The following is a 20,931-nucleotide window of genomic DNA, read 5'->3' on the forward strand; positions in this document are numbered from 1 at the left end:
CCCCAGGCCTTTGGCCTGTTCATACCGATTGTCATTATGGCCGGATGCGCCCGCCCCTGACGCGACCACCCGCTGAAATCCGGTTCATGCTCTGGTTCATATGGGCATGACAGAGTGCGATGGCAAGCGCGTCGGCTGCGTCCGCCTGGGGTTTTTTCGACAACCCCAGCAGGGTCTGCACCATGTGCTGCACCTGGGTTTTGTCCGCACTGCCCTTGCCCACCACGGCCTGCTTCACTTGACGGGCAGAATATTCATGGACCGCAAGACCACTGTTGGCAGCGCTGACAATCGCCGCCCCCCGTGCCTGACCCAGCTTGAGAGCTGAATCCGGATTGCGGGCCATAAATACCTGCTCGATGGCAAATTCATCCGGCCGGTATTCGCCGATCAGTGTGGCCAGACTGTGAAAAATAATTTGCAGCCGCTCCGCCAGCGGCTTTTCACCCAGCCTGATGCAGCCGCTGTCGAGATATTCGGTGTGGCGGCCCTCACAGCGGATAAGGCCATAACCGGTAATGCGCGAGCCCGGATCAACACCGAGTATGATGGCCACACTTTCTCCTTGCTGCTGAAATCCCGGGGACGGTGACCGTCACTCTATTCGCTTGGTTCCACATTCCCAATCGAATCAGGCACTTGCTTGACCGAAGGCTTCCGCAGCCGGATGTGCAGTTCTCGCAACTGCTGCTCATCCACCAGGCCGGGCGCCTGCGTCATCAGACAGTTAGCACTCTGGGTTTTCGGAAACGCGATAACGTCGCGGATGGAGGTCGCGCCGGTCATCAGCATGACCAACCGGTCTAGACCAAACGCAAGGCCACCATGGGGAGGACAACCGAACTTCAAGGCATCCAGCAGGAAACCAAACTTGGCCCGGGCTTCCTCTTCATCAATGCCCAGAATACGGAATACAGTCTGCTGCATGGCTTCATCATGAATACGAATCGACCCGCCCCCAAGCTCTGTGCCGTTCAACACCATATCGTAGGCTCGGGACAAGGCGGCCTCGGGCGAAGCAATCAATTGTTCCGGCGTGCAGGACGGTGCGGTGAACGGATGATGAATAGCGTGCAGGCCGCCATCGGAGGTTTCCTCGAACATCGGGAAATCCACCACCCACATCGGCGCCCACTCTTTGGTCAGCATCTTGAGATCATGGCCAATCCTGACCCGCAGAGCTCCCAGGGCTTCGTTGACCACGGTGGTCTTGTCTGCCCCGAAGAATACGATGTCGCCATCTTCAGCAGCCACGCGCTCAATAATGGCAAGCGCAACGTCGTTACCCAGAAACTTGATGATTGGCGACTGCAGGCCTTCAGCCCCCTTGCCCAGATCATTGACCTTGATATACGCCAGGCCCTTGGCCCCGTAAATGCCCACGTACTTGGTGTAGTCATCGATCTGTTTACGGCTGATTACGCCACCTTTGGGCACCCGAAGGGCGGCAACACGTCCCTTGGCATCGTTGGCGGGGCCGGCAAAGACCTTGAAATCAACGCTTGCGACCAGGTCAGCGACATCAATCAGTTCAAGCGGAATACGCAAGTCGGGCTTGTCACTGCCATAACGCTGCATGGCCTCGGCATGAGGCATGCGGGGGAACTCGGGCAGCTCTACCTGCAGCACATCACGGAACAGGTCACGGATCATCGTCTCGGTCAGACCCATAAGGATATCTTCATTGATAAAAGAGGCCTCAATGTCGATCTGCGTAAACTCAGGCTGACGATCCGCCCGGAGGTCTTCGTCCCGGAAACATTTGGCAATCTGATAGTAACGGTCAACGCCGGAGACCATCAGCAGCTGTTTGAAAAGCTGCGGCGACTGGGGCAACGCGAAGAACGAGCCCTCATGGGTGCGGCTTGGCACCAGGTAGTCACGGGCCCCCTCGGGCGTGGCGCGAGTGAGGATCGGGGTTTCCACGTCCATGAATTCTTGGCGATCAAGGAAGTTGCGAATATAGCTGGTGACCCGTGACCGGAAACGCAGGCGGTTCAGCATTTCCGGGCGACGCAGGTCGATAAAGCGATACCGCAGACGAACATCTTCACCCACATCCACATGTTCATCGAGCGGGAACGGGGGTGTGGCGGCAGCATTGAGAATGGTCAGCGCGGTGCCAAGAACTTCAACCTGCCCGGTCGGCATGTTGGCATTTTCAGTTCCGGACGGACGCCGGCGAACGCGACCCGTCACCTGAATGACATATTCGCTGCGAACCTTTTCAGCCAGCGAAAAACTGTCCGGGGTGTCCGGATCAAACACCACCTGGGAAATGCCGTCCCGATCGCGCAGATCAAGAAAAATGACGCCGCCGTGATCTCGACGGCGGTGGACCCAACCACAAAGTGTAACGTCCTGATCAATGTGAGATTCGTCGATTCCACCGCAATAGTGACTGCGCATACCCTGTCCCGTTGTTTCTGTGTTCGAATGAATGTGTTTTCAGCCCGCAGAGGATTCTGTAGGTGTTGATGAACTGCTCTTTTCCACCAGATTCTTTTTCTTTCCGGTTTTAAAATCGGTTTCATACCAGCCAGTGCCGGATAGCCGGAAACCCGCCGCAGAGATTCGCTTCCTGAACGCCACCGCTTCGCATGATGGGCAATCTTTCAGAGGTGCGTCGCTCATTTTCTGGATAATATCTTTCTCAAACCCGCAGTCGTCACATACGTATTCATAAATCGGCATTTCAGATACCCCATAATATAACCAACACTAGCTGTTCCTCGCGGAAACCAGCCCTGCTCACATCATCGGATACGCCGTATGTCACTGTTAAAGAAGCCGATTTAAAGGCAACTTTGCAGGTTTTGGCGGACCCTGTAAAAAGCGCACCATTATAAACACAATCAACCTTAAAATCAGGGGGCGATGGGAATCTTTGTGGGTTGAGGGCTCTATTATCGAGGTGGGGTCCGTGGAGGGAGCAGGCCACCCCTTGCCAGATCGTGTGTTGCCATGGATGGCAACACCGAGCCTACAAGGATGTATTCACGGCGTGTCTGGAAAGGGATGGCCTGCCCCCTCCACTCCGGATTCTGTAGCAGCCTCAATCAGCTTTGGTGCGACACCTGACTCCAAAGATGACGGGGTGCGAACTGAAGACTAGAATACTTCGCTTAGTCATCCGGCCTCTGGAGCACCAATTTGTCAGCCCGAGCTGAACAGAAGTTAAAAACACGCCGTGCGCTGATGGATGCTGCACTTGGCCAGTTAAGTGCGGACCGTGGCTTTTCCAGTTTGAGTCTCCGGGAGGTGGCACGGGCCGCTGGTATTGCACCGACCTCCTTCTACCGTCACTTTACCGAGCTTGATGAATTAGGGTTGGCGCTGGTGGACGAAAGCGGACTCGCTCTTCGTCAGTTGATGCGTCAGGCGCGCAAACGCATTGCCCGTAATGGCAGCGCCATCAGCACATCCGTCGAAACCTTTATGGAGTATCTTGGAAATAACGCTAACCTTTTCAGACTGTTACTTCGTGAACGTACAGGCGTTTCGAAGCCTTTCCGCACTGCGATCCAAGCCGAGATTGATCATTTTGTTACGGAGCTGGCCGACGATCTTTGCCGGATTGCCGACGAGCAGAACAAACCCCTCTACGATCCCCGCCTGGTGGCCGAAGCCATGGTCACCCTGGTTTTTAACCATGGCGCCGAAGCGCTGGATGCGACTGCCAAGGAGAAAGAGGTTCTGAAAACCAAACTGAAAACGGAATTGCGGATGATTCTGGTGGGGTCCCAGACGCTGGCAAAAATATCGAAAAAACGGGCGGAACAAGCGTAAAAACGCTCTATTGGCTTCTTTTATTAACCACTTCCGTGATCAGTTCGGCGAGTACCTTGATCCGTCGATTAAGGGCCAACGGGGAATACGGCAATGGCGGTTGCACTCCCCATACCGGGCCGGGCCAACCTGTATCGCCCTCATAGCGGACTATATGGTGCACGTGTAACTGCGGCACCATATTACCGAGCGCAGCCACATTCAGCTTGTGGCCATCGAACAACTCCATCATGCCTTTGCTAAGAGCAGAGGAATCCCTTAATAGACCCAGCTGATCCTGCTCGGTCAGTTGATATATTTCACGCATACCCTCCCGCATTGGCACCAACAACAGCCAGGGCCAGTTGGCATTGTTCATCAGCCGTATATCACACAGCCCGGTATGACCCAGGCTGATGGTGTCTTCCGCAAGTCGGGGATGCAGTTCAAATGCCATGGCCCGAGGCTCAGATCGCGCTGAACTGGTTACGCCCACGGCCAATGGCATAGTAGATCAGGCCATAGCGTTCGAGCATTTCCGGTTCATACAGGTTACGGCCATCAAAGATGACCGGTTCTTTCAGCGCGGCTGCGACGCTGGCGAAATCCGGGGAGCGGAATTCTTTCCACTCGGTACAGATCACCAGCACATCCGCACCTTTCAACGCCTGCTCTTTGGTTCCGCAAAGCTGCAGACCTTCCTGGTCGCTATAGATACGCTGGGTTTCTTCCATTGCTTCCGGGTCAAACGCCTGCACCCGGGCGCCTGCCTTCCACAAATTTTCCATCAATATTCGGGCGGAAGCCTCGCGCATATCATCCGTATTGGGTTTGAACGCCAATCCCCACAGTGCAACCACTTTGCCCTCCACATTACCCTGAAAGTAGTGGCTGACTTTGTCGAAAAGTACATGCTTCTGGGCCGCGTTAACTTCGTCAACGGCATTGAGCAACCGGGCGTCGTAACCGCAATCCCGTGCTGTCCTGGTCAATGCCGTGACATCCTTTGGAAAGCAGGAGCCGCCATAACCGCAACCGGGATATATGAAGTGGTAGCCAATGCGCGGGTCGGAACCGATACCCCGCCTGACCGCCTCAATGTCGGCACCGAGGCGCTCGGACAGATTGGCGATTTCATTCATGAAGCTGATCTTGGTCGCCAGCATGGCATTGGCTGCATACTTGGTCAGCTCAGCGGAACGAATATCCATATAGATCATGCGATCATGACTGCGGTTAAACGGGTAGTAGACTTCCCGCAGCAACTCCTGTGCACGCTCACTGTCAGTACCGATCACGATGCGATCAGGCTTCATGAAATCGTTGATCGCGGCCCCTTCCTTGAGGAACTCAGGGTTTGATACAACATCAAACTCCAGTTCCAGACCACGACGATCCAGTTCCGCCCGGGTTGCATCACGAACCTTGTCGCCGGTTCCGACCGGCACTGTCGACTTATCGACAATCACCTTGTAGTCGGTCATGTACTGGCCAATGGCGCGGGCAACAGCAGTTACATACTGCAGATCGGCAGAGCCGTCCTCATCCGGAGGCGTACCCACGGCGATAAACTGCAGTTCACCGTGGCCCACAGCCTGCTCGGTGTTGGTGGTGAAATTCAGTCGGCCGGCGTCCACGTTATGATTAACAATGCTGTCCAGGCCAGGCTCATAGATGGGAATCTGGCCATTCTTCAATTTACCGATCTTGTTTTCGTCGACATCCATGCAAAGCACATCGTGACCGACATCCGCAAGACATGCACCTGTGACGAGGCCGACGTAGCCGGTGCCAAAAATGGTGATCTTCATCCTTTAAACTCCATCCTTAAGAGTGATTTCAAATCGCTTTTAATGGTTACCGGGACTGACGCCGCTTTTGCCAGATAGTTTCCCACGCCAACGCTGTACCAACAATGGTGTCCAGGTTGTCGTAGTCCGGGGTCCAGCCCAGTGTTCGGGTAATTTTACTGTTGTCCGCCATGAGGGCATCCGGGTCACCGGCACGACGCCCCACCCTCTCCACCGGGAAGTCATTCCCGGACAGCCTTTTGACCACATCAATGACTTCACTGACGGTAAAGCCGCGACCGTAGCCACAATTCAGAACCTGGGACTCGCCCCCTTTGCGCATGAATTCCAGGGCCATAACATGAGCTTTAGCAAGATCCTCGACATGGATGTAATCGCGAACACAGGTGCCATCCCGGGTGTCGTAGTCGGTACCAAACACGCTCATTCCCTCACGCTGACCGGTAACGCACTCACAGGCAACCTTGATCAGGTGCGTTGCCTCCGGTGTTGCCTGGCCAAGCAGACCATCGGGATTGGCGCCCGCAACGTTGAAATACCGCAAAATGACATAGTTCAGGGAAGACGCCGCCGCGAGATCCATGATCATGCGCTCGCTCATCATTTTCGATGCGCCGTAAGGATTGATGGGCGCCAGGGGCTGGGATTCGGCGAGCACTTTTTCTTCCGGCATACCGTATACCGCAGCGGTAGACGAGAACACCATGTACGGCGTGTTATGACGTTCGATCACTTTCAAAAGATTCAGGGTGTTGCGGGTATTGTTGCTGTAGTACTTGAGAGGATTGGTAACGGATTCCGGCACTACAATGTTGGCCGCAAAATGCAGAACGGCTTCAAAATCGTGTTGGCTGAAGACGGCCTCGATCGCCTCTTCGTCCGCCAGGTCGCCGATGACAAGCTCGCCATAGGTAACCGCCCAGCGATAGCCGGTAGAAAGGTTATCAAACACCACGATGTCGTGACCTGCGTCGCCCAGCTGACGTACAACGTGACTTCCAATATAACCGGCACCGCCGGTAACTAGCACTTTCATGGACTACTCCTGTTCGTTCCCTGAATGACCATGACGCCGACGGCGAATCTGCTCACGACGAGCAGCAAAAAAGTCGGATATCACCTCACTGCATGGGTGTTCAAGTACGCCTCCGATTGCCTCAACCCGCCAGTTGAAGGCTTCTTCTTCTAACGTCCGGCGCGTGGAGATGACCGCACCGGCTTTGGGCTCACAGGCGCCATATACAAGACGCGAAACACGGCTGTGAATAATAGCCCCGGCACACATGGTGCAGGGTTCAAGCGTGACGTAAAGGGTTGCTCCGGGCAAGCGGTAATTACCCACCCGCCAGGCGGCATCCCGCAGTGCCATGATTTCCGCGTGAGCGGTGGGGTCGCAACCACTGATCGGAGCATTATACCCTGCACCTATTTCGCAATTGTCCCGGACCACAACGGCACCCACTGGCACCTCGCCTTCATCAGCGGCAGATTTTGCCAGCGCCAGGGCGCGATTCATCCAGAACTCGTCATTCACTGCCAACGCCTCGATAGGCCGCCTGCACTCATTCAATAGCGACTCAAATTTTTCGATTTAATAATCAACAGTCTGTAGGACTATCGATCAACCCGAGCAAATTTAAACGCAAACCTACCGAAAAAAAGCACCGGTTCAAAGCACGTTTACACGAATTACTCGACTTTAATCTTGGCTATGCACATGTCGAGCGCACATCTTGCCCGTCCGCGCCTCAGTGTGCACCTGCCACAGTGTTAAAACTGTGCTGATTGATCATCACCCGGTCTGCCCGGAGCAATCGGGTTGAATCAGCATGCGCTAAACTGACTAGTTACTGAGAGGCGAACGGCGAGGTAATTATGCGCAGCAAACCGGACATTCAAGAGGGCGATACGATCCTTGTTGTTGATATCCAAAACGATTTTTGCCCCGGCGGCATGGATCTGGCCCATGGTTAAGCCCTCGCGTCAGCCCGGAATCGAGGAGAAAGTAGCGTTCCTGTCAAATGCCGTTTCCTATCCGGTCAAGGCCGACAGGGTCGAGGTGCTCGAAACCCACATGTCCTGGGTCTTCCTCGTCGGCCCACGGGTTTACAAGCTTAAAAAGCCGGTAGCTCATCTACTGTTCGATTTCACGACCATTGATGGCCGCTATAAAAACTGTGTCGAGGAGGTTCGCCTCAACCGCCGACTGGGTGGCGATACCTATATCGGTGTGGAGCCGTTGAGCGCTGTGGCTCGCGATGGGCTGACGCTGGGCAGAAAGGGGGTTCCCGTTGACTGGCTGGTGGTCATGCGCCGCCTGCCAGCGGCGGCGATGCTGGAAGCACAGATTAAATCCGCAGCCGTGGATTACCAGCGCGTCATGGCTGTCGCCGACTTGCTTGCCCGGTTTTATCACCGTGCTGCAAGCGTGCAGATCTCGGGGGCGCATTACCTGGAGCGGTTGCGGGGCGGCATCAGCGATAACTACCGCCAGTTGGTTGATTACTCCCTTCCCGAGGATCGGGTCAAACCGGTCTGTGATCTGCAAATGACTTTGCTCAACAAGAATTCGGCGCTCTTTGCTGATCGCGCGACGGCCGGCGCCCTCGTAGAGGCCCATGGTGATCTGCGTCCAGAGCATATCTGCCTGACGGAACCACCCGTGGTGATCGACTGTCTGGAGTTCAGCCGCGACCTGCGAATTCGGGATCCGGTGGATGAATTGTCCTTTCTGGCGATGGAGTGCGAAAAGCTTGGGGAGGACAGAGTGGGCAAGATCCTGTTCGAGGTCTATGGGCGAATCACCGGGGATGAACCGGAAGCCCGCCTGGTAGCGTTCTACAAAGCTTACCGAGCCTCAGAACGGGCCAAGCTCGCCATCTGGCACCTGGACGACGATTACCACGAGAGGCGCGGTCCCTGGCGGCAAAAGGCAATGGATTACCTGACCATGGCCTTTAACTATGGAGGAAGTATTGCTGGTTGAAGCGTCAGCACCGAAAAAAGCCGGATTCAGGACTCCAGATCCGTTACCTCTATTCCCTCATGCAGAGCAGCGATCGTGTCGGCGATACCGACTGTGATATCGACGAGCTCGACCTTGGTCTTCAGCAGTGTGACCGGCAGTGCCGGAGCAATGGTATTGCCGACAATCACCCTGGCCAGTGCCGGTGAAGCCAGATTCTCCCCAGCCTCGTGGGAGAAAATACCGTGGGTGGCGATGGCGATGACCTCCTCTGCGCCCTGCTCCCTGAATGCCTCCGCAGCCCGTTGCATTGTGCCTCCCCCTGCGATCAGGTCATCCAGGATCAGCACGGTGCGGTTGCTGACGCTGCCAACCACCGCAGATCCGCTCACTTCTCCGCGGCTGCGGTGCTTCTCCATAAATGCGCTGCCGACGGAGTGCCCCAGCCGCCGCTCCAATGACTCGCGGAACAGGTCTGCACGCTTGATACCGCCCACATCCGGGGACGCTACCGTGATGCCCTTGTCCCGGAGATCGGGGAGGAGGAAGTCGATGAACGCCTCCCTGGCACTCAAATGCACGGCCGGGCAGCGAAAGGCGTTCTCGAAAGCGGCGCGGTTGTGAACGTCCACGGTCACCATTGCATCGATAGCTACAGCCTCGAAGAGCTGAGCGACATAGCGGGTGGTGACGGGATCACGGGACTTGGTTCTCCGGTCCTTGCGGGAGTAGCACAGGTAGGGCACAACGGCGGTGACCCGGGCTGCACCATTGTCCCGGAGGCTAGCCAGTAAAAACAGCAAACGCACCAGCTTGTCGTTGGTGCTGAAGCCGTGGCTGCTGTAGAGGGACTGAACCACGAAAACATCGCGGTTGCGAACCGTTTCCAGCGGGCGAATCTTGTGCTCCCCGTCTTCGAAATCCCGCTCTTCGTGTTCCCCCAGGGGCACCCCCAGATGGGCCGCCACGTGCGAAGCGAAATCGCTGCCGCTGTCCAGACAAAAGAGCGCTATCCGGTCGTCGGGCCTCATGGGTGAACTCCAGTTATATCATTGGTAAACCACTCGGCTGCCATCGCCTTGCTTCATTCTTTCCAGAAACGAGCAAGCAGCCGTCGCACCTCGTCGTCAGAAACCTGGTGGAAATCCTGGTACCACTGGCCGATGGAATTGAAATAGGCGGGCGTCTCCAGGCAAACTACCTTATCGGCGCTGTTGCGGAGGTTTCTGATGGTGTCGGCCGGAGCCACGGGAACGGCCACTATAACTTCATGGGGCCGGTGGACTTTGAGTGCCTTCAGCGCTGCACCCATAGTGGCCCCCGTGGCGAGGCCGTCGTCTACAAGAATGACGGTAGCATCGCTCATATCCGGCCATGGGCGATCCCCGCGGTAGGCATGCTCCCGTCTCTCAAGCTCCTGGAGCTCGCGCTCGGCCACCCTCTCAATCGTCTCATCACTGACACCACCGTAATCGAGCACCTGGCGGTTGAGAACGCGGACACCGCCACTGGCGATGGCGCCCATAGCGAGTTCCTCATGGCCGGGCATACCCAGTTTCCTGACAATCATCAGGTCCAGCTCAGCGCCCAGGTGCTGTGCGATTTCAGCGGCCACGGGAACCCCTCCCCGAGGCAATGCCAGCACGACAAGGTGCTTACGGTTGCGATAGTCTTCAAGGGCACGGGCCAGCTCGCGGCCGGCGGATTCACGGTCTTGGATGGGCAGTTTCATCGTGCAACTCCGGTAGTGTGTGACTGCAACTCATGAACCGATTCTTTAAGTCTAGTCAAGCCGAGTTTGAAGGGAAATAAAATCGTCGAGGCATGGCACGAAGATGTTTTGAAATGGCGATTTTCATGAACTGCCCGCCTCCTTCTTCTGCTTGCTTTCGGCGTCCGCGACGATGGTCTTGACCTTGAGAAAGCTGTCCGGACTCACGGAGATGCTGTCAATGCCGTGCTCCACCAGGAAGGCGGCGAACTCAGGATGATCACTCGGTGCCTGGCCACAGAGGCCGGTGTGGATGCCGCTTTTGCGCGCTTTGGCAAGCAGATCCGAGATGGCGCATTTCACCGCCGCGTTCTGCTCGTCGAACAGCCCGCTCAACCGGTCACTGTCGCGATCGATGCCCAGCACGAGTTGAGTCAGGTCGTTGGAGCCGATGGAAAACCCGTCGAAGCGCTCGGCGAACTCCTCGGCGAGAAAGACATTGGCGGGCAGCTCTGCCATGACAAAGACCTCAAGCCCGTCGCGGCCGCGTAAGAGCCCGTTGTCGGCCAATTCCTTGAGGACATTGTCGGCTTCGTCGAGGGTTCTGCAGAAGGGAATCATGATCACGATGTTCTTCAGGCCGATCTCTTCCCGTGCACGGCGCACGGCGCGGCATTCGAGCGCGAAGCCCTCACGGTATTCCCCACTGTAGTAGCGGCTCGCGCCACGCCAGCCGAGCATCGGGTTTTCCTCCCTGGGCTCGAACTGGGCACCACCGATCAGATCCGCGTATTCGTTGGTCTTGAAGTCGCTCATGCGCACGATGACCGGATCGGGGTGGCGGGCGGCGGCGATACGGGCCATGCCGCGGGCCAGGTTATCGACGAAAAACTCGCACTTGTCGTCATACCCCTTGGTCAGCTCGGTGATCCGACGACGGGTCTTCCTGTCCGAGAGCGAGTCGAAGTGAACGAGGGCCATCGGGTGAATCTTGATCTGGTTGCCGATGATGAATTCCATACGGGCCAGCCCCACCCCGTCGGCCGGCAGACTCCACCAGCGCAGGGCCGCGGCAGGATTTGCCAGATTCAACATGATGCGGGTATGGGTCTTCGGAATCTCCGCCGTGTCGATCTCGCGCACATCGAAATCCAGGATGCCCTCGTACACCCTACCCTCCGAGCCTTCGGCACAGGAGACGGTAACCTCCTGGCCATCCTCCAATACCTTCGTTGCATCACCCGCGCCCACAATAGCCGTCAGGCCCAGCTCCCGGCTCACGATCGCGGCGTGGCTGGTGCGCCCGCCGTGGTCGGTGACGATCGCCGAAGCCTTCTTCATGATCGGGACCCAGTCGGGATCGGTCGTCCCCGTGACCAGCACCGCACCTGCCTTGAACTGGCCGATCTCATTCGCGCTCTTCAGACGACACACTTCGCCGGAAGCGATGGAGTCACCAATCGCCTGGCCGCGCACCAGCTCGCGGCCTTTTTGCTTGAGGTGGTAACTCCTGAGCATGCCGGCCTCGCGGCGCGATTGCACGGTTTCGGGACGGGCCTGTACGATATATAGCTCGCCTGACTCGCCGTCTTTCGCCCACTCCATGTCCATGGGCTGGCCGTAGTGCGATTCGATGACGCAGGCCCAGCGGGCCAGCTGTAGAACCTCGTCATCGCTCAGCACAAATGCGGTGCGCTCCTTCCGGGGCGTGTCCACCAGCTTCGAGGTGGCGTCACCGCTCCTGGCGTAAACCATCTTCTTCGCCTTGGCACCCAGGGTCCTGGCGATAATCGGGCGCAGCGAAGGATCCTCGAGCAACGGCTTGAACACCAGGTACTCGTCAGGCTCTACTATGCCCTGGACCACGGTCTCCCCCAGCCCCCAGGCGCCGTCGATCAGCACTGCCCGGGGAAACCCGGTCTCCGTGTCGATGGAGAACATGACGCCGGAACCGGCCTTGTCCGAGCGCACCATCTCCTGAATGCCCACGGAAAGCGCGACTTTCATATGGTCAAAACCATGATTCTCCCGATAGACGATGGCCCGGTCGGTGAACAGGGAGGCAAAACACTTCTTGCAGGCCTCGAGCAAGGCCTTGTCGCCGCGGACATTCAGGAAGGTCTCAAGCTGGCCGGCGAAACTGGCCTCCGGCAGGTCCTCCGCCGTCGCGCTGCTGCGCACTGCAACGCTGGCGAGCTTGCTTGCGCCGCGACGCGCCATCTCGTGATAGGCGCGCAGAATCGCCTCCGCCAGCGGCGGCGGGAAGTCTGCATCCAGTATCATCTTGCGAACGGTCTTGCCGGTCGCGGCCAGGTCGCGCTTGTCCTTCTTGAGCGCGCCGAGTTTCTCGGCGAGGGGTTCAGCCAGTCTGTTTTCCTCGAGAAAACTCCAATAGGCGTCGGCCGTGGTCGCGAATCCGCCCGGCACGCGGATGCCCGATTCCCGAAACGCGCCAATCATCTCCCCGAGCGAGGCATTCTTGCCGCCGACGATGGCAGTGTCCGTGCGGCGCAGATCCATAAGGCGGCGCACGAGTGCGGTGTGCTTGGTCATGGGCCAGGCTCCTTGGGTGTGTTGGCGGCGCTGGAAAGAGATTGTTTGTCGCGGTTTTCGTTGCGGTCACGTTCTTGCGGTTTGAACAGACGGAATTGGCAGTCGTTGCCGGGCGCGAGATCGCGGTAATGGCCCCGATAGGCGATCGTGATCGGGCTGGTCGTGACCGACCCGCTGCGGATTCGAAGCACGTTGTGATCTACATCGACGTCGAGGTTCTGGCGGCGATAATGCAGCCGTACCTTGATCCGCCGCAGGTCTCTGGGAAGCGCCGGATCGAAATGCAGGACATTGGCACGCATCTCGACACCGAGGTAGCAGCGCTGGATCAGGTCGACGGTGCCGGCCATGGCGCCGACATGAATCCCCTCCGGCGTGGTGCCACCCTGGATGTCGGCGATGTCGCTGTCGAGCGCTTGCTGGAAGAGGTGCCATGAGCGCAGACGATCCGACCGCGCCAGAACCCATGAGTGCACGACCTGACTAAGGGTCGATCCGTGGGACGTGCGCGCCAGATAGTAGTCGACATTTTTCGGGATAGTGTCGTGGTCGAACGGATAGCCGAGCTGCTCGAACAGCAGCGCGAGCTCATCTGCCGAGAACAGATAAAACAGCATCAGCACGTCGGCCTGCTTGGAGACCTTGTAACGATTCGGCGTATCGCCCTCGGCTTCGAGGATGCGGTCCAGGCGATGGATGTCGCCGTACTTCTCCCGATACCGGTCCCAGTCGAACTCCTCCAGTTCGTCGTAGCCGTCGAACTGGCCGATGATACCGTTAGCATTTATCGGCACCCGCAGCTTACAGGCGATCTCATGCCAGCTATCGATTTCATCAAGACTCAGCCCGAGGCGCTCGCACAACTGATCGCGCAGCGTCCCGGGCAGAAGATCGATAACATCGCGTGCCCGGGTGAGCACCCATGCGGCCATCACGTTCGTGTAGGCGTTGTTGTCGACGCCACCCGCCTCTTCGGGGTCCGCATCTGGGTAGGCGGTGTGGTACTCATCCGGCCCCATGACCCCCTTGATCTCGTAGCGGTCGAGCGCCGGGTTGTAGGTGGCCGCGCTCATCCAGAAGCGCGCGATTTCCAGCAACATCTCCGCGCCGTAGCTATACAGGAACTCGCAGTCATAGGACGCCTGATGGTACTGCCAGATGTTGTAGGCAATTGCCGCGTTGATGTGGCGCTGCCGGTGGCTGTTGTCGGGCAGCCAGCGTCCGGATTTCGGGTTCAGGTGCAACCGCTGCGTCTCCTCCCTGCCGTCACTGCCGCTCTGCCAGGGATACATGGCGCCCCGAAAACCGGCGGCCTGCGCCGCCCGCCGCGCTGCGGGCAGGCGCCGGTAGCGATAGCGCAGCAGGGCCCGTGTCAGCATGGGGATGCGCAGGCTGAGGAAGGGAAAGATGAACAGCTCGTCCCAGAAAATGTGCCCGCGGTAGGCTTCGCCGTGCCAGCCCCGAGCCGGGATGCCAGTATCGAGGTCGACGGTATGTCCGGACGCGGTCTGCAACAGGTGGAGCATGTGGACCCGCAGCTTGAGTTCGGTTTCCGGCGCAGCATGGTCTTCGAGCTCGATGTCGCACATCTCCCAGAGCTGTTTCCAGGCCAGCGAGTGCGCCGCGAGCAGCGCGCTGAAGTCGCCGGCCTGCCCGAGCGTCCGCAGGGCCGCCACGACTGGTTCTGAGATCGCCCAGTCGCGCGACGAGTGCAGCGCAACGATCTTCTCGACTACGACTGGCGTCTGTTCATCCATACGACAGGAAATTTCCTGTGCGATCTGTTTCTCCTGTATCTGCGTTTCCCGATCGGACTCGACTGCCATCCCGCTGCGATACAGCCGTGTACGTGCCGCCTGTACGACGCAGATCCGCGATTGATTGGTGCAACAGCGCAACAGGACCGTGTCGGCGCCCCGGTGATCCAGGTCGAGAATATCGAGATGCTGAGCTGCCAGATCGCGATAGCGGGCCACGCCGTTGTTGGTGACGCTGCCGTCCAGGGCGCTGCGCACCGTCAGCCGTCCGGTCCAGTCCTCCGCCGTGAGCTCGATGTTCAGCGCGGCCAGATGCGGGTCGGCCATGCTGACGAGGCGGCGTTCCTTCCAATGTGTGGTGTGGCCCGCAGCATCGCGAAACCGCAGTTCGCGGCGCAGTACACCGTGCCGGAGGTCGAGTTTCTGGCGAAACGACAGCAGTTCGACCTGGTCCAGCCGGAACCAGGCTCCATCGTCGATCCGGAAGGTGAACGACAGCCAGTTCGGAAAGTTGACCAGGTCCTCGTTCTCGACCTCGCGTCCAGCGATCTCACTCGTCAGGCGGTTGTAGCCGCCGGCGAGGTAGGTCCCCGGATAGTGCACCGCGTCGGCCGGGCCGTCCGGCGCCGCGCCGCGGGTGACAAAATAACCGTTACCGAGTGCGCAAAGCGCTTCACGCAGGCCCTCATGTTCGGGCGCGTAACCCTTGTAAATAAGGGACCAGGCGCTCATTTGTTTTTCCGCCGTGGCAGACTGGCGCTGCGGCGAAGTCTGGCCATCCAATGGCTTGGGCGTGACCTTGGTTGTCATGGCTGTGCTCCGTGTCCGGTTTCCTCGCTGGCGGCGATCAACGCCAGCAGGTCGAGTAAGCGCTTCACGTCCTGGGTGTCGGCCACCGCGTAGTCCGCCGCGGTCTGGCGTGACTCGTCGTACCGCACGGCAACGCGCAGGCCGCGTCCCGCCAGCGCATGAAACGCATCCTCGTCGGTGATGTCATCGCCCACATACAGCGGCGCGAGTCCGGGCCGCTCCTGAGCAAGCTGCTGTAAAAACCAGAGTACCGCCTCGCCCTTGTTCCAATCGATGTCGGGCCGGATCTCGAACACCTTCTTGCCGTGTCCCAGACGCAGGAGCGGATGCTCGACAAGTATCTTGTCCAGAATCGGCCGCAGCTTGCCCACCTCGGCCTGCGGGACCTGCCGGTAATGCACGGCGATGGAGAACTTCTTGCGTTCCACCGAGTGCCCTTCGATGTCGGTCAGGCGCTCCTGTAATGTCTGCTCCACTTCGTCGAGCTCGGTCAGAAACTCCTTACCTTTTTGCAGATGTACCCCGGACCCTTGCGGTCCGGCGATGTCGAAGCCGTGGCTGCCTGCGTACCAGACATGACCCAGGCTGACCAGCTCCTGCAGTCGCGCGAGATCGCGGCCGCTGACGATGATCACATCGCAGTGCCGGGCGAGTGTCGCAACGGCGGCGCGCATGTCCTCGGCGAGCAGCGCTTTGGTGTGATCCTCGACAATCGGTGTGAGGGTGCCGTCGTAATCCAGAAACACCGCCAGCGCCTTGCCTGCCAGACCTTGCCGGATCTCGTGCTCCCGATCCCACACCAGGGGTAGATTCGCCAGCGTCTTGACCGTCAGGCCTTCGGCCGGGGAAAAACGAAGCTCACTGAGGTCATGCACGACAACACCGGCGCCGGCCGTTTTCAGATCATCGTCAAAGTCGCCGCGCGCGACTCCAATCACCAGGCCGAACGCGCCCCGCGCGCCAGCTGCGACGCCGGCGATGGCATCCTCGACAACTGCAGTGCGCCCGGGCGCGGTATCCAGACGCCGCGCCGCCTCCAGCAGCATCGCCGGATCCGGTTTGCCGGGGAGGCCGAGCTCGGCCGCGTCGCTGCCGTCGACCCTGGCGTCGAACCGGTCGAGTAATCCGGCGTTACGCAACACCGCCTCGGCATTACGACTGGCAGAGAACACCGCGACCTTGATACCGGCGGCGCGCAAGTCGTCGATCAAATTGAGCGTTCCCGGATATGAACGCACCTGATTTTCCTCCAGCCACGCATTGAAATACCGATCCTTGCGTTGACCGAGCCCGTACACCGTTTCGCGCTCAGAGCCGTCGTCGTCACCGTACGGCAGCTCAATGCCGCGCGATTCGAGGAAACTTCTGACACCGTCCAGCCGGGGCTTTCCATCCACGTATTGACGGTACTCGTAATGGGGATCGAACGGATGAAATTCCTCACCGCAGCGCTCCGCACGAGCCTTGAGGAATTCATCGAACAGGCGCTGCCAGGCGGCGGCATGCGCGTTCGCCGTATCGGTGATCACGCCGTCCATATCGAACAGCACGGCTTCCAACGGGGCGATCATCGGGGCATTAACCCCGGCACCTGTGCTGACGCTCATGTTGTCTCCTGTCCATTTTGGAAATCGTCATTGACGGTCCCTGCCAATAACGTGACACGCGGTCAGAAGTCAGAAGATTGTCGGGGAAATTTTCCAACAGCGAACGCCCGTCTTCCCTGTTTAAAGGATAGACAAATTGGAAATTTGCGCCATTGTCGATGAGGTCAAAGCGGTAATGGATTTTGTAGCCATTCCAATCGGCCCGGACACAGGGTGCAATGCGCAGATGGTCCATTTCCAGCTGCAGTCCCAGCAGGATTTCGACGGTCAGCCGGTACACCCAGCCAGCCGCCCCGGTGTATTAGGTCCAGCCGCCGCTATTTCGCTACACGAGCTGCCCCTGCGCCTGGAGCCGGTCGTAAAATACTTCCACAAACGACGCCGCCGTCCATATGGCAGATCAACTCCAGCGCCATGTCGTAAATACGGGGAAAACCGGCCGACTGGCCACCGGCGAGACGCGGCGGCTGCCGTGACGACGTCGTAAGCCGCCAGCAGAACCCGCGCATTGTCTGCCAGTCGCGGTAGCAGCCTGTCTGCTCCAGGGTGCAGGTCGATTTTATGCTGGCCCGCCAGGGTGATCGCGTGACGCTTCAGCTGCTCAATACTGAACAGCTCCGCGCGCAACAACCCGGTATTCTGGTCGTGACTCAGCCCCTTCCCTTTTCGGGACGAAAATCTGAACGCTTTAATGGTTACTGCTCCTTGCTAACCCTTTGAATGATCGAAGCAGCCCTGGCTCTATCACCGGTATTAACCAAAAATGCGACCGACGTGCTTGCGAGTCCTCAGCCTTTATCCATTAATTCGGTCACAGTTTATTGCAGGCTGCTTTGGCTGGGAGAGAGGTCGTCAGGGTGAAAAAATTGGGTTTCGGGGTTCGAGGCGGTGAACGAGGCACTGTAGCTGCGGGCAAGGCTAAATGCTCTGACGGTGGTCCCCTGCCTGAACAACATCCAGGTCGCGAATTGTTGTTATAACGGCTTCACATTACGGATATTCAAGCTACCTTTTTGAGAGAAGCGAAAATGCTGGCAGATACGGGCACCGCGTCCGAGTCGAAAGGCAATATACCCTGCAGTGAACCGGCAGCCCCAAGGACGGTAATCCCCCGTGAGCGACTCTCCCCGGCATGACCATCAAGACGATAGCGACAGCAGCAGGAGCGCCCCCCAAAAAGACACTTGGCACGCTGCCGACATTGAGGACATCCTGAAGGAACTGGACGTCCAGAAAGAAAATGGATTGACGGACGAGGAGGCGCAGACGCGTTTGAAGCGCTACGGGCCGAACCAGCTGCGGGTGTCGGAAAGCCGGCCCTGGTGGCGAATTCTTCTGGGGCAGTTTCACAGCATCGTCATCTACCTGTTGGGCGGCGCCGCCGTTCTGGCCTTTGCCACCGGCCGCCTGCCGGAGGGTTTTGCAGTCCTGGCGGTGCTGCTGGTCAATACCGCTATCGGCTTTTTCAGCGAATGGAAGGCCGTACGATCCATGGCCGCCCTGCGCCGGTTGGGAGAGCACATGACCCGGGTCCGGCGGGAAGGCCGTGAGCGGGAGATTGCCGCATCGGAAATCGTGCCCGGCGATATCGTTGTGCTGGAGGCCGGCGACCTCGTCCCCGCCGATTTGCGGTTGTTAGAGGCGGAACACCTGAGGGTCAACGAAGCACCCCTTACCGGTGAGTCCGTTCCGGTGAGTAAATTAACCGATGCCCTGGCAGCGGATACCGATCTCGCCGATCGCAATAACATGCTCTACAAGGGCACCAGCATCGCCGACGGCACGGCGGTGGGTGCTGCGGCCGCCACTGGCCCGGAGACGGAACTGGGCCGGGTGTCGGCGCTTGCGGAATCGGCCGAGGGCACCGTCCCGCCATTGCAGCAGCGGCTGGATCAACTGGGGCGTCGCCTCGCCGTATTGACCATTTTTATTGCCATCGTGGTCGCCGCGGTGGGTTTTCTGGTGCGGGAGCAACAAGCCACGCTGGTGATCGAGACGGCACTGGCCCTCGGTGTGGCGGCCATTCCTGAAGGCCTTCCTATCGTCGCCACCATAGCCCTCGCTCGCGGCATGTACCTGATGGCCGCCCGCAACGCTCTGGTAAACCAGCTCACTGCGGTGGAAACTCTGGGGGCCACCCGGGTGATCTTTTCGGACAAGACCGGCACCCTGACGGAAAACCGGATGCGGCTGCAGAAAATCGTCACCCCCACCGGCGAGCTCGTACTCGAGGAAATCGGAGCCGGCGAGGCGCTGGCGGACAGGGAGGGGGTTCGCCGCGTCCTGGAGGTGGGTCTGCTCTGTAATGGCGCTTCCCTCGATCAGCAACAGGGAGAGGACAATCCCCGCGGCGATCCCACTGAAGTCGCGCTTCTGGCGGGAGGAAAAGACCTGGGACTGGAACGGGAATCGTTGCTGGAAGAGCGGCCCGAGGTCCGGGTGGAACAATTTGAGCCCCGACTCAAGAAGATGGCCACCTTTCACCGGGATGAGGGCCAGTATTACGTGGCCGTAAAGGGCGCTCCCGAGGCAGTGCTGGATGTCTGCAGCGATATCCTGGCGGATGACGGCACCGAGCCGTTGAATGACGAGACCCGCCGTCAATGGGTCAAGCGCGCCAGCCAACTGGCAGGCGAGGGTTTGCGCCTGCTGGCAATGGCCGAAAAACGGACGGTAGCCAAGGATGCCGATCCCTACAATGGGCTGTGCTTCCTCGGCCTTGTGGGCCTGCTTGATCCGCCCCGCAAAAACGTCAAAGAGGCGATAGACACCTGTCAGGCGGCGGGTATCCGGGTGGAGATGGTGACCGGCGATCAGCTAGAGACCGCCACGGCAATCGCCCGGGCCGTGGGGATCGTCGGGGGCAAGGATGACCCGGAGACAGTCGGCATGCTGGGGCGCAATATCGGTTCCCCCGACGATATTGACGAGGACCAGCAGGAGAAGATCTACCGTGCCAACATCTTTGCCCGGGTGAGTCCTGAGCAGAAACTCGATCTGGTGACCATTTATCAGAATCGGGGAGAGATCGTGGCCATGACCGGTGACGGCATCAACGACGCGCCCGCCCTGAAAAAAGCCGATATCGGCATTGCCATGGGCAAACGGGGGACGGAGGCGGCCAAGCAGGTCGCTGACATGGTCCTGAAAGACGACGCCTTTGAAACTATCGTTGCGGCGGTGCGGCAGGGAAGGGTCATTTTCGGCAACATCCGCAAGTCCGTGGTGTTCATGCTCACCACAAATGTGGCCGAGGTGCTGGCGGTGACAATAGCCATTGCCGCGGGATGGCCTCTGCCGCTACTTCCTCTGCAGATTCTCTATCTCAATGTACTCACCGATGTCTTTCCCGCTCTCGCTCTGGGGCTGGGTCCGGCCAGCGGCAATGAGATGGAAGAGCCGCCCCGAAGCCCCCGGGAATCCGTGCTGACCCGAACCCACTGGACGGAGATCACGGGATTTGCTGCCCTCCTGGCAGTTTGTGTGCTTGGCGCTCTGCTGCTGGCAGATCACTGGCTGGGATTGACGAAGCAGGAAGCAGTAACGGTGTCTTTTCTCACTCTCGCTTTCGGCAAGCTCTGGTTTACCTTCGTTCTACGGAACCCGAAGTCCTCCATTCTGCTGAACGAGATAACGCGCAATCCCTGGGTGTGGGGAGCACTGGCACTTTGCATCGTATTGCTCGCCGCCGCGGTATACCTGCCGTTGCTCTCAGGCCTGCTTGATACCCGGCCCCTGGGTTGGCAGCCCTGGCTTCTGATTCTGGCAATGAGTGTCATTCCACTGCTGGTGGGACAAATAGTGCGGGAGATACAGAGGCGCCGGGAGTTTCGCGATATCAGGCGCCACAGCCATTACTGATTCCGTTTCACGTTCTCCACAAACCGCCCTGACCCGCCAATCCCGTTTATGCCAACCCTCATGGGATTACAACCTCTGTTACTTTTCA

At 58.8% G+C, this 20,931-nt stretch carries 16 protein-coding genes; 3 read left to right on the top strand and 13 right to left on the bottom strand.

The features are described from left to right. Window positions 1-34: 34 nt before the first annotated feature. From ruvC to F6Y09_RS10210, 3 genes are read right to left on the bottom strand one after another with little or no spacing between them, the layout of a single operon-like run. On the bottom strand, window positions 35-556 hold the full coding sequence (gene ruvC, locus F6Y09_RS10200) for a crossover junction endodeoxyribonuclease RuvC (RefSeq protein ID WP_152206822.1): 522 nt from the start codon (window positions 554-556) through the stop codon (window positions 35-37). A 44-nt stretch (window positions 557-600) separates the two neighbouring features. Next, the gene (gene aspS / locus F6Y09_RS10205) at window positions 601-2,409 is read right to left on the bottom strand and encodes an aspartate--tRNA ligase (protein ID WP_152206823.1); all 1,809 of its coding nucleotides are present in this window, start codon (window positions 2,407-2,409) and stop codon (window positions 601-603) included. A gap of 39 nt (window positions 2,410-2,448) precedes the next feature. Beyond that, window positions 2,449-2,694, bottom strand: coding sequence for an FmdB family zinc ribbon protein (locus tag F6Y09_RS10210; RefSeq protein WP_152206824.1), 246 nt, complete (start codon window positions 2,692-2,694; stop codon window positions 2,449-2,451). A gap of 459 nt (window positions 2,695-3,153) precedes the next feature. Between F6Y09_RS10210 and fabR the strand changes: the two genes are divergently transcribed. Next, window positions 3,154-3,789 (top strand): HTH-type transcriptional repressor FabR, encoded by a 636-nt coding sequence (fabR, locus tag F6Y09_RS10215; RefSeq protein WP_152206825.1) that lies wholly within the window; start codon window positions 3,154-3,156, stop codon window positions 3,787-3,789. Between the two features lie 7 nt (window positions 3,790-3,796). Here the strand turns inward: fabR and F6Y09_RS10220 are convergent, their stop codons facing one another. Genes F6Y09_RS10220 through tadA form a run of 4 tightly spaced genes read right to left on the bottom strand, consistent with a single transcriptional unit; the run spans window position 3,797 to window position 7,113 of the window. After that, window positions 3,797-4,225 carry an HIT domain-containing protein gene (locus F6Y09_RS10220; RefSeq protein WP_152206826.1) on the bottom strand — a complete coding sequence of 143 codons (429 nt, stop codon included), beginning with the start codon at window positions 4,223-4,225 and terminating at the stop codon, window positions 3,797-3,799. Between the two features lie 10 nt (window positions 4,226-4,235). Continuing rightward, a complete protein-coding gene (locus F6Y09_RS10225; protein WP_152206827.1) occupies window positions 4,236-5,579 on the bottom strand; it encodes a UDP-glucose dehydrogenase family protein in 1,344 nt (447 codons plus the stop codon). A gap of 46 nt (window positions 5,580-5,625) precedes the next feature. Next, window positions 5,626-6,615: a UDP-glucose 4-epimerase GalE gene (galE, locus tag F6Y09_RS10230; RefSeq protein WP_152206828.1), complete on the bottom strand. Its 990-nt coding sequence runs from the start codon at window positions 6,613-6,615 to the stop codon at window positions 5,626-5,628. Window positions 6,616-6,618: 3 nt separating this feature from the next. Continuing rightward, entirely contained in the window at window positions 6,619-7,113 is a 495-nt protein-coding gene (tadA, locus tag F6Y09_RS10235) for a tRNA adenosine(34) deaminase TadA (RefSeq protein ID WP_281347903.1), read from the bottom strand. Window positions 7,114-7,545: 432 nt separating this feature from the next. Here tadA and F6Y09_RS10240 point away from each other — a divergent pair, with 432 nt between their 5' ends. Next, a complete protein-coding gene (locus F6Y09_RS10240; RefSeq protein WP_152206829.1) occupies window positions 7,546-8,565 on the top strand; it encodes a phosphotransferase in 1,020 nt (339 codons plus the stop codon). 26 nt (window positions 8,566-8,591) lie between these two features. Here F6Y09_RS10240 and F6Y09_RS10245 read toward each other — a convergent pair whose 3' ends face one another. The 6 genes from F6Y09_RS10245 to F6Y09_RS10270 all read right to left on the bottom strand — a co-directional run bounded on the left by F6Y09_RS10245 (window position 8,592) and on the right by F6Y09_RS10270 (window position 17,262). After that, window positions 8,592-9,575 (bottom strand): ribose-phosphate diphosphokinase, encoded by a 984-nt coding sequence (locus F6Y09_RS10245; RefSeq protein ID WP_152206830.1) that lies wholly within the window; start codon window positions 9,573-9,575, stop codon window positions 8,592-8,594. A 53-nt stretch (window positions 9,576-9,628) separates the two neighbouring features. After that, entirely contained in the window at window positions 9,629-10,276 is a 648-nt protein-coding gene (locus F6Y09_RS10250; RefSeq protein WP_152206831.1) for a phosphoribosyltransferase, read from the bottom strand. 123 nt (window positions 10,277-10,399) lie between these two features. Further along, the gene (gene ppsA / locus F6Y09_RS10255; RefSeq protein ID WP_152206832.1) at window positions 10,400-12,808 is read right to left on the bottom strand and encodes a phosphoenolpyruvate synthase; all 2,409 of its coding nucleotides are present in this window, start codon (window positions 12,806-12,808) and stop codon (window positions 10,400-10,402) included. After that, complete coding sequence (locus F6Y09_RS10260) at window positions 12,805-15,375, bottom strand: glycoside hydrolase family 65 protein (RefSeq protein WP_246180462.1); 2,571 nt, start codon at window positions 15,373-15,375, stop codon at window positions 12,805-12,807. The genes ppsA and F6Y09_RS10260 overlap by 4 nt, the downstream gene beginning before the upstream one ends. Next, window positions 15,372-16,982, bottom strand: coding sequence for a trehalose-phosphatase (otsB, locus tag F6Y09_RS10265; RefSeq protein WP_152206833.1), 1,611 nt, complete (start codon window positions 16,980-16,982; stop codon window positions 15,372-15,374). The genes F6Y09_RS10260 and otsB overlap by 4 nt, the downstream gene beginning before the upstream one ends. Then, window positions 16,954-17,262 (bottom strand): hypothetical protein, encoded by a 309-nt coding sequence (locus tag F6Y09_RS10270; RefSeq protein ID WP_152206834.1) that lies wholly within the window; start codon window positions 17,260-17,262, stop codon window positions 16,954-16,956. Before F6Y09_RS10270 ends, otsB begins: the two co-directional genes overlap by 29 nt. 833 nt (window positions 17,263-18,095) lie before the next feature. On the opposite strand from F6Y09_RS10270, the gene F6Y09_RS10280 reads away from it, so the two are divergent. After that, window positions 18,096-20,843 (top strand): cation-translocating P-type ATPase, encoded by a 2,748-nt coding sequence (locus F6Y09_RS10280; RefSeq protein ID WP_179959399.1) that lies wholly within the window; start codon window positions 18,096-18,098, stop codon window positions 20,841-20,843. The last annotated feature ends 88 nt before the right edge of the window (window positions 20,844-20,931 follow it).

It is taken from the genome of Marinobacter changyiensis (assembly GCF_009193265.1).
Taxonomy (GTDB): Bacteria; Pseudomonadota; Gammaproteobacteria; order Pseudomonadales; family Oleiphilaceae; genus Marinobacter; species Marinobacter changyiensis.

Excerpts from the sequence above, each read along its gene's own strand:
- aspS (WP_152206823.1), bottom strand. The coding sequence starts at position 2,409 with ATGCGCAGTCACTATTGCGGTGGAATCGACGAATCTCACATTGATCAG.
- F6Y09_RS10210 (WP_152206824.1), bottom strand. The coding sequence starts at position 2,694 with ATGCCGATTTATGAATACGTATGTGACGACTGCGGGTTTGAGAAAGAT.
- F6Y09_RS10220 (WP_152206826.1), bottom strand. The coding sequence starts at position 4,225 with ATGGCATTTGAACTGCATCCCCGACTTGCGGAAGACACCATCAGCCTG.
- F6Y09_RS10225 (WP_152206827.1), bottom strand. The coding sequence starts at position 5,579 with ATGAAGATCACCATTTTTGGCACCGGCTACGTCGGCCTCGTCACAGGT.
- galE (WP_152206828.1), bottom strand. The coding sequence starts at position 6,615 with ATGAAAGTGCTAGTTACCGGCGGTGCCGGTTATATTGGAAGTCACGTT.
- F6Y09_RS10240 (WP_152206829.1), top strand. The coding sequence starts at position 7,546 with ATGGTTAAGCCCTCGCGTCAGCCCGGAATCGAGGAGAAAGTAGCGTTC.
- F6Y09_RS10245 (WP_152206830.1), bottom strand. The coding sequence starts at position 9,575 with ATGAGGCCCGACGACCGGATAGCGCTCTTTTGTCTGGACAGCGGCAGC.
- F6Y09_RS10250 (WP_152206831.1), bottom strand. The coding sequence starts at position 10,276 with ATGAAACTGCCCATCCAAGACCGTGAATCCGCCGGCCGCGAGCTGGCC.
- ppsA (WP_152206832.1), bottom strand. The coding sequence starts at position 12,808 with ATGACCAAGCACACCGCACTCGTGCGCCGCCTTATGGATCTGCGCCGC.
- F6Y09_RS10260 (WP_246180462.1), bottom strand. The coding sequence starts at position 15,375 with ATGACAACCAAGGTCACGCCCAAGCCATTGGATGGCCAGACTTCGCCG.
- otsB (WP_152206833.1), bottom strand. The coding sequence starts at position 16,982 with ATGAGCGTCAGCACAGGTGCCGGGGTTAATGCCCCGATGATCGCCCCG.